The sequence below is a fragment of the Dongia soli genome, from assembly GCF_034044715.1.
Lineage (GTDB): Bacteria > Pseudomonadota > Alphaproteobacteria > Dongiales > Dongiaceae > Dongia_B > Dongia_B soli.
In genome coordinates, this window is sequence record NZ_JAXCLW010000001.1 from 506,605 (window position 1) to 520,838 (window position 14,234).

14 protein-coding genes are annotated in these 14,234 nt (G+C 61.8%); 9 read left to right on the plus strand and 5 right to left on the minus strand.

Features of this window, described 5'->3' with window-relative positions; all coding sequences use genetic code 11:
• Nucleotides 1-10 precede the first annotated feature (10 nt).
• The 3 genes from SMD27_RS02210 to panB are packed head-to-tail and all read right to left on the minus strand — an operon-like array spanning nucleotide 11 to nucleotide 2,024.
• A complete protein-coding gene (locus SMD27_RS02210) occupies nucleotides 11-304 on the minus strand; it encodes a hypothetical protein (RefSeq protein WP_320506701.1) in 294 nt (97 codons plus the stop codon).
• Nucleotides 305-319: 15 nt separating this feature from the next.
• Nucleotides 320-1,171: a pantoate--beta-alanine ligase gene (panC, locus tag SMD27_RS02215; protein ID WP_320506702.1), complete on the minus strand. Its 852-nt coding sequence runs from the start codon at nucleotides 1,169-1,171 to the stop codon at nucleotides 320-322.
• A 43-nt stretch (nucleotides 1,172-1,214) separates the two neighbouring features.
• Nucleotides 1,215-2,024 (minus strand): 3-methyl-2-oxobutanoate hydroxymethyltransferase, encoded by an 810-nt coding sequence (gene panB, locus SMD27_RS02220; protein ID WP_320506703.1) that lies wholly within the window; start codon nucleotides 2,022-2,024, stop codon nucleotides 1,215-1,217.
• A 428-nt stretch (nucleotides 2,025-2,452) separates the two neighbouring features.
• Here panB and ggt point away from each other — a divergent pair, with 428 nt between their 5' ends.
• Both ggt and SMD27_RS02230 read left to right on the plus strand, forming a co-directional pair.
• Nucleotides 2,453-4,264 carry a gamma-glutamyltransferase gene (ggt, locus tag SMD27_RS02225; RefSeq protein WP_320506704.1) on the plus strand — a complete coding sequence of 604 codons (1,812 nt, stop codon included), beginning with the start codon at nucleotides 2,453-2,455 and terminating at the stop codon, nucleotides 4,262-4,264.
• Nucleotides 4,265-4,307: 43 nt separating this feature from the next.
• Nucleotides 4,308-5,492, plus strand: a complete 1,185-nt coding sequence (locus SMD27_RS02230; RefSeq protein WP_320506705.1) for a class I SAM-dependent rRNA methyltransferase — start codon at nucleotides 4,308-4,310, stop codon at nucleotides 5,490-5,492.
• Nucleotides 5,493-5,565: 73 nt separating this feature from the next.
• Here SMD27_RS02230 and SMD27_RS02235 read toward each other — a convergent pair whose 3' ends face one another.
• Both SMD27_RS02235 and SMD27_RS02240 read right to left on the minus strand, forming a co-directional pair.
• A complete protein-coding gene (locus SMD27_RS02235) occupies nucleotides 5,566-5,748 on the minus strand; it encodes a hypothetical protein (RefSeq protein ID WP_320506706.1) in 183 nt (60 codons plus the stop codon).
• 96 nt (nucleotides 5,749-5,844) lie between these two features.
• Nucleotides 5,845-7,245: a sensor histidine kinase gene (locus tag SMD27_RS02240; protein ID WP_320506707.1), complete on the minus strand. Its 1,401-nt coding sequence runs from the start codon at nucleotides 7,243-7,245 to the stop codon at nucleotides 5,845-5,847.
• Between the two features lie 383 nt (nucleotides 7,246-7,628).
• Between SMD27_RS02240 and rpmH the strand changes: the two genes are divergently transcribed.
• From rpmH to SMD27_RS02275, 7 genes are all read left to right on the plus strand, one after another.
• A complete protein-coding gene (gene rpmH, locus SMD27_RS02245; RefSeq protein ID WP_320506708.1) occupies nucleotides 7,629-7,763 on the plus strand; it encodes a 50S ribosomal protein L34 in 135 nt (44 codons plus the stop codon).
• Between the two features lie 11 nt (nucleotides 7,764-7,774).
• A complete protein-coding gene (locus tag SMD27_RS02250; RefSeq protein WP_320506709.1) occupies nucleotides 7,775-8,272 on the plus strand; it encodes a ribonuclease P protein component in 498 nt (165 codons plus the stop codon).
• Nucleotides 8,269-8,586, plus strand: a complete 318-nt coding sequence (yidD, locus tag SMD27_RS02255) for a membrane protein insertion efficiency factor YidD (protein ID WP_320506710.1) — start codon at nucleotides 8,269-8,271, stop codon at nucleotides 8,584-8,586. Before SMD27_RS02250 ends, yidD begins: the two co-directional genes overlap by 4 nt.
• Before the next feature lie 31 nt (nucleotides 8,587-8,617).
• Entirely contained in the window at nucleotides 8,618-10,408 is a 1,791-nt protein-coding gene (yidC, locus tag SMD27_RS02260) for a membrane protein insertase YidC (protein WP_320506711.1), read from the plus strand.
• 36 nt (nucleotides 10,409-10,444) lie between these two features.
• Entirely contained in the window at nucleotides 10,445-11,080 is a 636-nt protein-coding gene (gene yihA, locus SMD27_RS02265; RefSeq protein ID WP_320506712.1) for a ribosome biogenesis GTP-binding protein YihA/YsxC, read from the plus strand.
• Between the two features lie 122 nt (nucleotides 11,081-11,202).
• Nucleotides 11,203-12,093 carry an acetylglutamate kinase gene (argB, locus tag SMD27_RS02270; RefSeq protein ID WP_320506713.1) on the plus strand — a complete coding sequence of 297 codons (891 nt, stop codon included), beginning with the start codon at nucleotides 11,203-11,205 and terminating at the stop codon, nucleotides 12,091-12,093.
• 162 nt (nucleotides 12,094-12,255) lie between these two features.
• Nucleotides 12,256-14,067 carry a potassium/proton antiporter gene (locus SMD27_RS02275; RefSeq protein ID WP_320506714.1) on the plus strand — a complete coding sequence of 604 codons (1,812 nt, stop codon included), beginning with the start codon at nucleotides 12,256-12,258 and terminating at the stop codon, nucleotides 14,065-14,067.
• Nucleotides 14,068-14,234 lie beyond the last annotated feature (167 nt).

The following is a 14,234-nucleotide window of genomic DNA, read 5'->3' on the forward strand; positions in this document are numbered from 1 at the left end:
AACGCCCGCTTCACCGGGCTGACAACAGCGTGGCGACGATCTCCGCCCATTCATCGGCCAAAGTTGTGGTGGCGACCGGCTGGCCGGCGCGCCGGTACCAATAGCCGGCATTGCTGAGATCGCCTTCCTTGCGATGCAGATAGGCGTGCACCCAATTGCCGGGCATATCCTCCCGGATCTGGGCGCAATCATGTGCCTGGTCCCAGTTTCCTTTAGCATCCCACCACAAGGCCTGGAGCGCCGGGGCAATATCCTCCGGCGGTTGGGATTGGGCTAGCGTCGCTTTAAACTCGCTCAGAGTCATTTGGTCTCGCCCGCTCTACGGTCGGCCTACCGGCCAGTTGTCGATCAAACGGGTATTCCCGATGAAGGCCGCGGCAAAAAGTCGGCTCGGAACGATGGCCGCCGGAATTGGTTGCAACCGTTCGATATCACAGAGCTCAAGATAATCGATCTTATCAAATCCGGCCGACAGCAATTCGTTCCTTGCGGCATCAAGCCGCGCGGCTGCGGCCATGCCATCTGCAAGCTCAACGGCCAAGGCCCGCAAAACGCGGGGCAGATGGCTGGCGATGCGGCGCTGATCCGGCGAGAGATACCGGTTGCGCGAAGACATCGCAAGGCCGTCTGCTTCGCGCACGGTGGGGACACCGACGATCTCCACCGGAATATCGAGATCACGAGTGAAGCGGCGGATCACCTGCAATTGCTGGAAATCCTTCTCGCCGAAAAAGGCCGCATTGGGCAGGGCCTGCAACAGCAGTTTGGTGACCACTGTTGCCACGCCACCGAAAAAATGCGGCCGCGCGGCGCCGCAGAGATGCTCGGTTATGCCGGTGACACTGACCGCCGTTGCAAAGCCCTGCGGATACATCTCCGTCACGTCGGGCGCAAAGAGGAGATCCGTTCCTGCCTGATCCAGCTTTGCCAGATCCCCCGCCTCGTCGCGCGGATAGGTCGCAAGGTCTTCGCGCGGACCGAACTGCCGAGGATTGACGAAGATCGTCGCGACTGTCTTCAAATCCCGCGCCTTGGCGGCGCCGACCAAAGCGAGATGACCATCATGCAGCGCGCCCATGGTCGGCACCAGGCCGATACCGGCACCCGCGCGCCGGAAAGAGCCGATCGCGGCCCGCAAATCGGCGATAGTGCGAACGACGGATATCGTCATCTGAAATCAAATCCTGGTGGCAATGCTGAACAGCGAGAGGAGCCTAGCTGCTCTTCTTGATGCTGCCGAAAATATGTTCCGGCCCCGGGAAGCGGCGGCTGCGGACATCGGCGGCATAAGCCTGAGCCGCCTCGCTGACGGTCTCGCCAAGTTCAGCATAGCGTTTGACGAAACGCGGCCTGAAGCTGCTGAAGAGACCGAGCATGTCGTCCACCACGAGAACCTGGCCGTCGCAGCCGGCCGAAGCGCCGATTCCGATCGTTGGCGCGGCGACGCGTGCGGTGATCGCTTCCGCCAATTGCTCCATCACGCCCTCGACGACGATGGCAAAGGCGCCGGCTTCGGAGATCGCGATGGCATCGGCCATGACGGCCGCGGCCTCATCGGTGGCGCGGCCCCGCGCACGATAGCCACCCTGAACATTGACCGATTGTGGCATCAGGCCGACATGGCCCATGACGGGAATGCCACGCTTCACGAAGAACTCCACGGTCGGCGCCAGATCGCGGCCGCCTTCCATCTTCACCGCTGAGCAGCCGGTTTCCTGCATCATGCGCACGGCATTGCGATAGGCCTGTTCGGCGCTTTCCTGGTAGCTGCCGAACGGCAGATCAATGACGATGCAGGCATGCTGTGAGCCGCGCCGCACGGCAGCACCATGGGCGATCATCATATCCATGGTGACCGGCAAGGTGCTGTCGAAGCCATAGAGCACCATGCCGAGCGAATCACCGACCATGAGCAGATCGACATGGGGATCGAGCAGCTGGGCCATCGGCGCCGTATAGGCAGTGAGACACACGATGGGCTCGCCGCCTTTACGTGCCGTCAGCTCGGGACAAGAAACACGCATCTGACGGGCGCCCGTTTGCGCGCCTGTTTTTTGACCAGCTGTGCTTTGTCCTTCTGGCAGATGAACGCTCACGCTTCCCTCCCACGCATTACTCGGAAGCCGGATTGGACCTACCGAGCGACTGGCCGAGCAATTGGCGCTCGAGACTGCATTTTCGGCGATCCTATTGCGCTGCACAATAGTCTTTCCGGACAATTGACCAGCGCCGATTGCATAGCAAAGCCTGCCATTCGGCCGTTCCCTGAGCTTGTCGCTTTGGCCACAATGCTTTCCCTGCAGCGACAAAGCCGCTATGAACGTCACGGAAGCGATGCCGGCTGGAGCGATGCTTTCCGATTGAAGCAGATCTGCTTCAGCCGGAAAACTCAATCGTCCTCTATGTTAATTAATGGAGCCGGCTCGCATATCATTTCGACTGGCAGCGTGCTGTGGGCAGCTTATCCCTCCTCGGAAACGCCGGTAGCGGCAATCAGGCCGAACGATCGGACCACGTCTATCCCCTGAAGGGATTGCTTCTCGCCCTTGGCTTGATGCTGGTGGTGGCTGGCTGTGGCAGCGACCAAAACGTGCCGCCGCCAAGAATGGCCGCGCTTAGCTCGACGCGGGCCGCGGACGTCGTCGCCGATCGGCATATGGTGGCGTCGGCCAATCCACTGGCCAGTGCGGCCGGCCTGGAAATACTGCGCCAAGGCGGCAATGCCATCGATGCCGCTATCGCCATGCAAGCCGTTCTTACCTTGGTCGAACCGCAATCCTCGGGCATCGGCGGCGGCGGTTTCCTGTTGCACTACAATGCCGCGCGGCAAAAGATCGAGAGTTATGACGGTCGCGAAACGGCACCGACCCAAGCCAACGGTGATCTGTTCCTCGACAAAAACGGCCAGCCAATCGATTTTCACAGTGCACAGATCGGCGGCCAATCGACCGGCGTACCGGGTGTCCTGCGCATGCTGGATCTGGCGCATCGCGAACATGGCCGGCTAGCCTGGCCGAAGCTTTTCCAGCCCGCGATTCGCCTGGCGGAACAAGGCTTTCCGGTGCCGCCGCGATTGGCGGCGGCGATCGCTGAAGATCCCGACATCGCCCACCTGCCCGCCATGCGCAACTACTTCTACGGCAAGGACGGCAAGCCGCTGGCGGAAGGGGCGATCCTACATAATCCCGCCTTGGCGGCAACGTTTCGCGACATCGCAGCCCATGGCGCCGATGCGTTCTATTTCGGCCGTTTCGCCCAAGATATCGTCGCCACCGTCAATGCCCATGCCGGCCGCCCGACGGCCATGCAGGTCAGCGACTTCAAGGCCTATCGCGCGGTCAAGCGGGAGCCGCTTTGCACCACCTACCGCGCTTATCGCGTCTGCGGCATGGGGCCACCAAGTTCGGGCGGTCTTGCCGTCGCGCAGATTCTCGGCATGCTCAATCACAGCGACCTCGCCAGCCTGCCGCCCAATGGTGCCACCGCCACACATCTGCTGATCGAGGCCAGCAAACTGGCTTTTGCCGACCGCGATCGCTATGTCGCCGATCCAGCGAAAGTCCGGGTACCGGTGCGCGCCTTGTTGGCACCGGAATACTTGGCCGGACGCGCCGGGCAAATTCACCTCAACCAGGCAATGGATGTGGCGCAGCCGGGCCGCATCAGCGATCCCTTGACGGTCGGCCAGGCAAGCGAACATCAATTCGAGCCGCTTTCCACCAGCCATCTGGTCGTGGTGGATGACAGCGGCAATATCGTCAGTTTCACCAGCAGCATCGAAAGCGCTTTCGGCGCGCATCTCATGGTGGATGGGTTCGTGCTCAATAACGAGCTGACCGATTTCTCTTTCCGACCCGCCGACAAAGGGCGCGCCGTCGCCAATCGTGTGGAAGGCGGCAAGCGTCCGCGCAGTTCGATGGCGCCGACGATCGTGCTCGATCAGCGCGATCGCCCGGTCCTGGCGGTCGGTTCACCCGGCGGCCCCAATATCATTGGCTATGTCGCGCAATCCCTCATCCTGATGCTGGACTGGCAGGCGACGCCGGGCGAGGCAGCCGCAGCGCCGCATATTCTGAACCGCAACGGACCTAGCTTGATCGAGGAAGGAACCGCGGCGGAAAAGCTGGCACCGGCTTTGGCGCAATTGGGGCAGAAGATCGAAATACGGCCCCTGATGAGCGGTCTCAATATCATCGCCTTTCGCCGCGGCCAATTGATCGGCGCCAGCGATCCCAGGCGCGATGGCGTAGCGCTCGGTGATTGACTGCTTTGACAATTATATCGGCCCCTGCCCCACGGAGTGACACATGACTGATCGCGCGATCCTGCGCCTGAAACCTGGTGGCGACCGGCGCCTGCTCACCGGCCATCCCTGGATCTATTCCAACGAGATTGAGATGACCCAGGCCGCCAAGGCCTTGGAGGCCGGCTGCGTCGTTACGCTGCAGCGCGCCGACGGAAAACCACTCGGCACGGCTTTTTTCAATCCAAAACCGCTGATCAGTGCACGCTTGCTGAGCCGAAATCCATCAGCTGTCATCGATACCGCGTTTCTGCGCGATCGCCTCAAGCGCGCCCTCGCTTTGCGTGACAGGCTGATTGGCGTGCCGCATTATCGTCTCGCCCATGCCGAGGCCGATGGCCTGCCGGGTGCGGTGATCGATCGCTATGGCGATACCATCGTCATCCATGCCGCCGGCGCCGGCATGGAACGGTTGGCGGAACCTTTGGCTGAGGCGCTGGACGATGTCGTCAGGCCGCGCGCCATCCTGATGCGCGGCGACGGCCCGGCGCGCGAGATGGAAGGCCTGCCGGCCTATAGCCGACTGCTGAAGGGCGAGATCGGCGGACCTGTGCCGGTGATCGAGCATCAAGCGCGCTTCCTCGCCGATCCGCGCGAGGGACAGAAGACCGGCTGGTTCTTCGATCAGCGCGACAATCGCGCTTTGGTCGCCCGTTTTGCCGCCGGTCGGCGGGTGCTGGATCTCTATAGCTACATGGGCGGGTTCTCGCTGCAATCAGCACTTGCCGGTGCCCAGTCGGTACTTGCGGTGGATCGCTCGGATCTGGCGCTTCGGATTGCTGCGGAAGCGGCCGCGCAGAATGATGTCGCAGACCGGTTCAGCACGGAACGAGCCGAGGTTTTCGATTTTCTCGAAGCGACCGCTACCGCACCGGCCTACGATGTAGTGGTGGCCGATCCGCCGGCCTTTGTGAAATCGAAAAAGGATTTCAACCAAGGAGCTCGCGCCTATCGCAAACTGGCGCGCCTCGCCGCGGCACGTGTGGCACCGGGCGGCATCCTGTTCATCGCCTCCTGTTCGCACAACATGCCGGCCGATGAATTCGGCCGGCAGGTGGCGCGCGGTCTCAATGACGCCCATCGCCAGGGCCGCATCCTGTTCCAGACCTTCGCGGCGCCTGATCATCCGGTCCACCCCGCCTTGCCGGAAAGCGCCTATCTGAAGGCGCTGACACTGCAGCTGGACTGAACCGTCCCTCGGTCGCACAAGACAAAAAGGGCGCGTTCGACCGCGCCCTTTTATCAACCGCTTGAAACGCCGGTCAGTGGGCGACGTGCTCGTCGCCCTTGGCGATCTGCCAGAACATCAACAGGATGGCGAACAGGAAGAAAAGGAGGCCACCCCAATAGGGCACGCCATGCCCGGCATTCGCCGCGACGAAGAGGCCGGCCACGCCAAAAATGCCAATTAGTAGAGTCATGCCGATTCGAACAAGGTCCTGCATCGCCTGTCGCCCCATCCCCAAAAAAGGTCAAAATCGGCACGGTTATAGGGCACGGATAAAGACTGCGCAATCGGCCGATCGCCGCAGCTTAGATCGTCAGGCCGCCCGATCCGGCAGTTCCAACCGGAAGATGGCGCCGCCGCTATCGTTCTTAGCCAGTTTCAGATCGCCACCCTGACCCCGCATCAATTCCCGGGCAATCGCTAGACCCAGGCCGGTGCCGCCGGCGCGCGCCGAGCCGCGGAACGGGACGAAGAGATTTTCCAGAGCCTTCGGCGGCAGGCCGGGCCCGTCATCCCGCACCTGCAGGCGGATCCAGCCATCCGCCCGACTGGCGCTGAGGCAGACATGCTGGGCGCCGACCTGCAATGCATTTTCGGTCAGATTTCGGATCACCCGGAACAACTGCTCGCGGTCCGCGGTCAGGCTGAAATCGGTCGGGAAATCCGCCTGCCAGGCACCGCTGCCGTTCAATTGGGCGGCCAGGCTTTCGCCGATCTCGCTATGCAGATCGGCCAGGGAGAATTGCGACAATTCCGGCTTGGGCGGCCCTTCGCGGGTAAAATTGAGAGTATCCGAGCAGAGATCGACGGCACGATCCAAAGCGCGCACCAGGGCCGGCGCCGCCTTCGCCACTTCTGGTGCATCGCTTTCCACGATCCGGTCGGCGACCAGCCGCGCCGTCGCCAGGATGCCACGCAGATCATGATTGATCTTGCCGACCGCGGTGCCGAGGGCGGCAAGCCGGGCATGTTGTGTCAGGGCCTGCCGGACCTTGTCTTCCATTTCCAGCAATTCGCGTTCGGCAACACCGATTTCATCGCTGCGGCGGCTCATGGCGAAATCATCCACCGCGACTTCGGGATTTTTGCGGAAGCGCAGGATGCGCTTGGTCAGTCGCCGCATGGGCCGGATCATGAGCCATTGCAGGGCGCCGAAGATCAATCCGGCGGTGATCAGCGAAATGACGATGGAAACGCCAAGGATCCGCCAGGAATAGGCAATCATCGCCTGGCGCAGCGGCCATTCGTCGATCACCATCTCGACCTGGGTGTCGGGCGCCCGGTCGGCATAGCCCTTGACCCGCAGCAGCCGCTTCTCCGATTGCCCCAGGGTCTCGATCGCTTCACTGAAATCATCGGTCCAGCTGCGATTATCGAGATCGACCGTGGCATTGACGATCAAGGGGGGCGAGGAACCACGCAGCATCAAATTCTTGCCGTCGGTGGTGCGCAAGGCGACCAGATAAGCGCCGACATGATCCAGCAGCTTCAATTCGAGCTGCGGATCGATCATGTAATTGGGCGTCGCTTCGAGAGCGAGAATGGCGAGATGGGCGGTATTCAGCTTGGCTTCGAGCCAGGACATTCGAAATCGGGCAATCGAAGGCGTATAGATCAGGATTTCGCTGACCATCACGAACAGGATGGTAAGGATCAGGACGCGCGCCGACAGGCCACGGCCAAATCCAGGCAAAGTGACGTCCGGCTCCGCCATCTTATTCGTGGCACCCTCCTGCTATCCGGCCCGCTGGCTCAGCTTTTCCCGGAAACACAAACCGCTTCATGAAATCATACGTATCGATGCGGGCGGAATAGGATTGATACGGGCACCATCCGGCATCTTTTGTAATTCAGTCGGCGCCGCCGCCGACCACCTTGCCCGGACCGGGTAGCTACCCTGACTCTTCAAATTTATCAAGTAGTTAATTGACGCGCTCTTGACGGAAGGCCCGGCTTGCGCCACATCAGGCACCGCTCGGGGGTGCTCGTCACCCAGCAAAACCCATATCTTGCAACGTGTCGCGCAATTGACTCCGGCGAGGGCTTTCTTTATACACCCGCGGCAATCGCAACATGCTGAAATAGTGGAGATTTACCGTGAAGCGCACCTATCAGCCCAGCGTGCTTGTTCGCAAGCGCCGTCATGGCTTCCGTTCGCGCATGGCAACCGTCGGCGGCCGCAAGGTTCTTGCCGCTCGCCGCGCCAAGGGCCGCAAGCGTCTCAGCGCCTAAGGACCTCGGCAGTGTTCGGCCGCCTGAAGCGGCGGGCCGAGTACCTTCAAGTCGCGGCGGCAAAGAACAAATGGGTTGCCCCCGGTTTGATCCTGCAGGTCTGCCGCCACAGCCGCAGTTCGGAGAATGTCAACGCCACCCATTGCGGTGGCGATGATGTTCTGCGGCCCGCCGTCAGCGATGCTGACAGCGCCTGCTCACCGTCCCCGCAAATGCTTTCCCCGTGCATAGCGGTGCCAATGCGCGTCGGTTTCACAGCCAGCCGCAAGGTCGGCAATGCTGTGCGGCGCAACCGAGCCCGCCGCCGTCTGAAGGCTGCCGCCGAGCTGGTCGTGCCGAGCCATGGCGCCCCGGATCATGACATTGTCCTGATCGCCCGCCAGGCAACTCTGGATCGTGCATTTCCTGATCTGGTCGCTGATCTGGCCCGTGGCCTGCGCAAGCTGGGCGCCTATCGCATCGCAAAAGACCAAAAGGCGGAACAGACTGCCGGGAACAGCTCCAGATGATACTGCGGCCTGGGAGCGATTTGGCGGCGTTTTCCCGCACGGCATTGCGCCTGCTGGTCCTGGCGCCGATCCGGTTTTATCAATGGGTCATTTCGCCAATGTTGCCGGCGGCATGCCGTTATCAGCCGACCTGTTCGGCCTACGCGGTCGAGGCCATCACGCAGCATGGCGTGCTGAGCGGCGGCTGGCTGACCCTGCAACGTCTCTTGCGTTGCCATCCCTGGGGCGGTAGTGGCTTCGATCCGGTGCCGCCGGCCTGCGAGGGCCACAATCACACGCATCATCCGTCAAGCTATCCGCTGGACCGAGCCTGACATTCAGTAGACGAGCCGATTTGGGACAGTCATGGAACAAAAAAACTTACTTATTGCCGTCGTCTTGACCGTCGCGATTCTGCTCGGCTGGCAATTCCTTTATGAAACACCGAAGATGCGGGCGCATCAGGCCGCCCAGCAACAGGCTGCCGAACAAATGGCCAAGCAGGGCCAGATATCGCCAGACCCGCAGGCCGCGCAAAACGCTGCGGCGCCCGGTCAGACGACCATCCCCGCCGAACAATCGGCCCCGCAGACCGTGGACCGTGCTGCGGCATTGGCGCAGAGCCCCCGCGTGACGATCGATAGCCCGCGCCTGAAAGGTTCCATCTCACTGAAGGGCGGCCGGCTCGACGACCTCACGCTGAAGGACTATCGCGAGACCGTCGACAAGACGAGCCCCAATGTGGTGCTGCTTTCACCCCTCGGCACCAAGGAAGCGTATTACGCCGATTCCGGCTGGACCAGCGCCGACCCGAAGGTCGCGGTGCCGGGTGCCGACACGCTGTGGCAGGCCGATAGCGATAGCCTGGCGGCAGGCCAGACCGTCACCTTGAGCTGGGACAATGGCCAGGGCCTGATCTTCAGGCGGGCTTTTACCGTCGACGACAATTACATGTTCACCGTCACGCAATCGGTGGAGAACAAGACCGGGGCCGACGTGAAATTGCGCCCCTATGCGCGGGTGAAGCGTTTCGGCACACCGGCCCATCCGAGCCAGAGTTATGTCCTGCATGAAGGCATGATCGGCAATTTCAACGGCACCTTGGCCGATCCTTCCTATGCCAAGGTCCGCGACCGGGCCCAGGAACCGGAAAAGCTGTTCACCTATGCCAGCACCGGCGGCTGGGCCGGCATCACGGATAAGTACTGGCTGGTCGCCCAGATCGCCGACAATCAGGAAGCGGTCACCGGCGAATATTTCTACGAGCCGAAGACCGATTCCTATCAGGCAGATTATGTCGGCACCGAACGTAGCGTCGCGCCCGGCGCTACTGTCGATACGACCCAAAAACTCTTCGCCGGAGCGAAGGAAGTGAACCTGCTGCGCGACTATCGCGACAATCAGCAGATCGCCAATTTCGACCTGGCGATCGATTTCGGCTGGTATTGGTTCTTCACCAAGCCGCTGATGCTGCTGCTCTATTGGCTTCACCACCATGTCGGCAATTTCGGCATCGCCATTCTGATCCTGACCGTCATGGTCAAGGCGCTGATGTTCCCGCTCGCCAACAAGTCCTACAAGTCGATGAGCCGGATGAAGCAACTCACGCCGCAGATCCAGGCGATGCGTGAGAAATATGGCGACGACAAGATGAAGCTCAATCAGGAGATGACGGCGCTCTACAAGCGGGAAAAGGTCAATCCTGCCGCCGGCTGCCTGCCGGTCTTCGTGCAGATCCCCGTCTTCTTCTCGCTTTACAAAGTGTTCTACGTAAGCATGGAGATGCGCCAGGCACCCTTCTTCGGCTGGATCAAGGATCTGAGCGCGCCCGATCCGACCAGTTGGATGAACCTGTTCGGCCTGCTGCCCTGGGATCCGTCGCATTGGGTCACCCTGCCGGTAGTCGGCGGCCTCATCCACGTCCTGTCGATCGGCGTTTGGCCCCTGATCATGGGCTTCACCATGTGGCTGCAGCAGCGCCTCAACCCGACCCCGCCGGATCCCGTCCAGGCGAAGCTCTTCACCGCCATGCCGATCATCTTCACCTTCATGCTGGGCAGTATGCCGGCCGGTCTGGTGATCTACTGGGCCTGGAACAACACCCTGTCGATCCTGCAGCAGCGCTTCATCATGTGGCGCATGGGCGTGAAAGCGTGAGACGGCGAACAGCCCTCACCAACAAAAGGACCTGAGATGAGCCGACCCGGCGATGATTTTGACGGCACCTGGCTGTTTGCCCAGGAATGCCAGTTCGTCGCCGGGGCGGACCGCGCATCTGCGCTGCCGCCCATCGGCCTTACGGAAGTGGCCTTCGCCGGCCGCTCCAATGTCGGCAAATCCAGCCTGCTCAATGCCCTCACAGGCCGCAACCATCTGGCCCGCGTCTCGCATACGCCGGGCCGCACCCAGCAGCTCAACTTCTTCCAGCTGGGCCAGCATCTCTGGCTCGTCGACCTGCCGGGCCATGGCTATGCCGAAGTCTCCAAAGCCAAGAAGAAGCAATGGGGCGCGGTGACGGAAACCTATATCCGCACCCGCCCAAGCCTGCGCCGCGTCATGCTGCTCGTTGACAGCCGGCACGGGACCAAAGACTCGGATGAGAAGCTGATGGACCTGATGGATGAGGCCGCCTTGTCCTATCAGGTGGTCATGACAAAGGCCGACAAGGTCAAGGCGCCGGAGCTTGAGGCGATGCGTGCCAAGCTGACCGCTCATTTGTCGAAGCGGCGTGCCTGCCACCCGGAAATCCTGGTCACCAGCGCCCATGACGGCATCGGCATGACGGAATTGCGTGACAATTTGGCACTGATCGCCAAGGGCCAAGCTTAACCCTGTTGATTTCCGCGGCGGGAAACCGCACTTTTCTGCACGCGCCAATGCGCGATGCGGGTCGCCGACGCGCATCGTGTCATCCATCAGCCACCTATCAGACCAGGGGTCAGGTCACGCCGATGTCCCAGATCAATTTCACCGATACCAAGCACTGGCTGCGGACAGCCCGCACGCTGACCGAAGCGCTGCCCTATATGCAGAAATATGCCGGGCGGCGCTTGGTCATCAAATATGGCGGCCATGCCATGGTGAATCCGGAATTGGCCAAGGTCTTCGCTGACGATATCACGCTGTTGCGCCAGGTCGGCATCCTGCCGATTGTCGTGCATGGTGGCGGACCGCAGATCGGCGAGATGCTGAAGCGGCTCAACATCCAGTCGAGCTTTATCGACGGTCTGCGGGTGACCGATGCCGCCACCGTCGAGGTGGTCGAGATGGTACTGGCCGGCACGATTAACAAGCAGATCGTCGCGGCGATCAATGCCGCTGGGGGTCATGCCGTCGGCATCAGCGGCAAGGACGACAACCTGCTGAAGGCCAAGCGTGCGGAGATGGTGAAGGACGGCAAGCCCGTCGATCTCGGCCTCGTCGGCGAACCTTCTGCCGTTAATCCGCGGATCATTTCCTGCCTTGAGCAGGCCGGCATCATTCCGGTCATTTCGCCGGTCGGCTTCGGGCCCGACGGCCAGACCTACAATATCAATGCCGATACCGCGGCGGGCGCGATCGCGGCGGCCGTGGGCGCGGTGCGTCTGGTCATGCTGACCGATGTCGCCGGCGTGTTGGATAAAGCCGGCAATCTGGTGCCCGATTTGACGGCGAGCCAGGTTCGCGCGCTCACTGCCGACGGCACCATTTCCGGCGGCATGATTCCGAAGCTGGAAACCTGCCTGATGGCGGTGGAAAGCGGCGTCGAAGCTGCCGTCATTCTCGACGGCCGGGTGCCGCATTCCTTGCTGCTGGAGATTTTCACGGCCTCCGGCCAGGGCACGCTTGTCACCCGCGGCTGAACGCTTTCGAGCATCCCGGCCCGATCGTTGCAGCTGAATGCCGATTCGACGATCGTGCCGGACGATTGAAAACGATCCGCCTTGCGCCATTCGCCGTTGATCTGACCTCGGCGATCCGGCACTTTGAGTGCCGTCGATCGAGCCAGAGGGAGAAGCGGCCGCGTGGATGTCGTCAATCAGTTGATTTTTCTTGGCGGCGGGCTGGCGGTCATCAGTATCCTCGCCACTCGATTATCAGCTCGACTGGGCGCCCCCCTCCTTCTGATCTTTCTCGTCCTCGGCATGCTGGCGGGGGAAGACGGGATCGGCGGCCTGCATTTCAGCAATTTCCGTCTCACCTTCGCGGTCGGTAGCGTCGCCCTCGCCATCATCCTGTTCGAAGGCGGCTTGAAAATGCCGCGGGATGTCGCCCGTCTGGTCGGCCCGCCGGCTTTTACGCTCGCCACCCTGGGTGTCCTGATCACCGCCGCCATCGTTGCGCTGGCCGCTGTCCTGTTTGGCGGCCGAACGCCCTTGGAGGGGCTACTGGTCGGCGCCGTTCTCGCCTCAACCGACGCCGCTGCGGTCTTCATGCTGCTGCACGGCAAGGGCCAGGCGGTCAATCGCCGTGTCACCGGCACCCTGGAGATGGAATCCGGAATCAACGATCCGGTGGCCGTGCTACTGACTCTGATCTGTATCGAACTGGTCGCACATCCGGATCTGAATGTCGGCTGGTTCGTCCTGCGGGAATTTTTGCTGGAACTCGTCGGCGGCGTGGTTTTCGGCATCGGTGGTGGCCTCGCTCTGCGTGTGATGCTGGAACGGCTGACCTTGTCTCTCGGTCTTTATCCCGTGCTCGCCGCCGCCTCCGTGCTCACCGTCTTTGCGGGTGCCAATCTCGCGGGCGGCAGCGGCTTCCTCGCGGTTTATCTGATGGGGGTCATGCTGGCCTCCGCGCCACATCGGGCCCAGCAGGTCATCGGTCGCTTTCTCGACGGCCTTGCCTGGCTGGCGCAGATCACCATGTTCCTGCTGCTCGGCCTGCTGGTTACGCCCTCCGCATTGGTGGCCGATCTCGGCTTCGCACTGGTCATCGCCATCGGCCTGATCTTCGTCGCTCGCCCGGCGGCGGTTTATCTCTGCCTCACGCCCTTTCGCTTCGATTGGCGAGAAAAGGGCTATATCGCCTGGGTCGGGTTGCGTGGCGCTGTACCGATCTTCCTCGCCTCCATCCCCATCCTCGCCGGCCTGCCCAATGCGCAAAGCTATTTCAATATCGCATTCGTCTCGGTCCTCGCCTCACTGGTGATCCAGGGCTGGACGGCATCGCGCGCCGGACGGTTTTTCGGCCTGGAGGTCCCCGATCAGGCCCTTGATGAAGATTATCCCGATCTAGGCCTGGGGGCAGCCGGTACCGGAGAATTATGCGGCATCAAGATCGGCGCGAGGGCGCGGGCGCTGACCTTGAATTACGACAAGCTGCCTTTGCCGCCCGGCAGCCAGATCTTGTCGGTCATTCGCGGCAACCATCCGCTCGATCATTTCCCCGATGAGCGACCGGCCCTCGGCGACTATGTGATCGCCTTGGCACCGGCCGCCGACATCATCAATCTGCAGCGGCTGTTTGGAGAAAGACGGCAGGACAAAGTCACCGATCTGGCCGGTTTTGGTGAATTCGTGTTTGGCGCCGACACGCCCGCGCGCGACCTTGCCTTGCTCTACGGCCTGCCGATCGACAGTCTCGGCAAACGGGGCGGCGAAGTGTTCCCGCCGATCTGGGACGAGACATTGGGTGACCTACTGCATCAGCGCCTCGGCAAGACCTTGGTGGTCGGCGACCGCTTGGAACTGGGCGAGGTTGAGCTGGTGGTGCGTGAGATTCAGGATGGCCGGGTAAGCTCAGTGGGCCTCGAACTGGAAACTCAGCACAAGCATGTGCAGGCGACCAGGCTGGCCGACTGGCTCTTGCGCCAGACCGGAATGCGGCCCTAACAAGCCCGATATCGGACTTATGTCCTTGGGAAAATGGTAACGTCGCGTAACAGGCTCGAGCTTGTTGCAGACAGTTACAAATTCCGATTCGCCAGACATTGCGACGTTACACACCGCGCCTAGCCTCTAATCAACAGCACGTATCGCCGGCGATTTCACTCTGCATC

Coding starts and splice junctions, on each gene's coding strand:
- SMD27_RS02210 (WP_320506701.1), bottom strand. CDS start 304: ATGACTCTGAGCGAGTTTAAAGCGACGCTAGCCCAATCCCAACCGCCG.
- panC (WP_320506702.1), bottom strand. CDS start 1,171: ATGACGATATCCGTCGTTCGCACTATCGCCGATTTGCGGGCCGCGATC.
- panB (WP_320506703.1), bottom strand. CDS start 2,024: ATGCGTGTTTCTTGTCCCGAGCTGACGGCACGTAAAGGCGGCGAGCCC.
- SMD27_RS02230 (WP_320506705.1), top strand. CDS start 4,308: ATGACTGATCGCGCGATCCTGCGCCTGAAACCTGGTGGCGACCGGCGC.
- SMD27_RS02235 (WP_320506706.1), bottom strand. CDS start 5,748: ATGCAGGACCTTGTTCGAATCGGCATGACTCTACTAATTGGCATTTTT.
- SMD27_RS02240 (WP_320506707.1), bottom strand. CDS start 7,245: ATGGCGGAGCCGGACGTCACTTTGCCTGGATTTGGCCGTGGCCTGTCG.
- yidD (WP_320506710.1), top strand. CDS start 8,269: ATGATACTGCGGCCTGGGAGCGATTTGGCGGCGTTTTCCCGCACGGCA.
- yidC (WP_320506711.1), top strand. CDS start 8,618: ATGGAACAAAAAAACTTACTTATTGCCGTCGTCTTGACCGTCGCGATT.
- yihA (WP_320506712.1), top strand. CDS start 10,445: ATGAGCCGACCCGGCGATGATTTTGACGGCACCTGGCTGTTTGCCCAG.
- argB (WP_320506713.1), top strand. CDS start 11,203: ATGTCCCAGATCAATTTCACCGATACCAAGCACTGGCTGCGGACAGCC.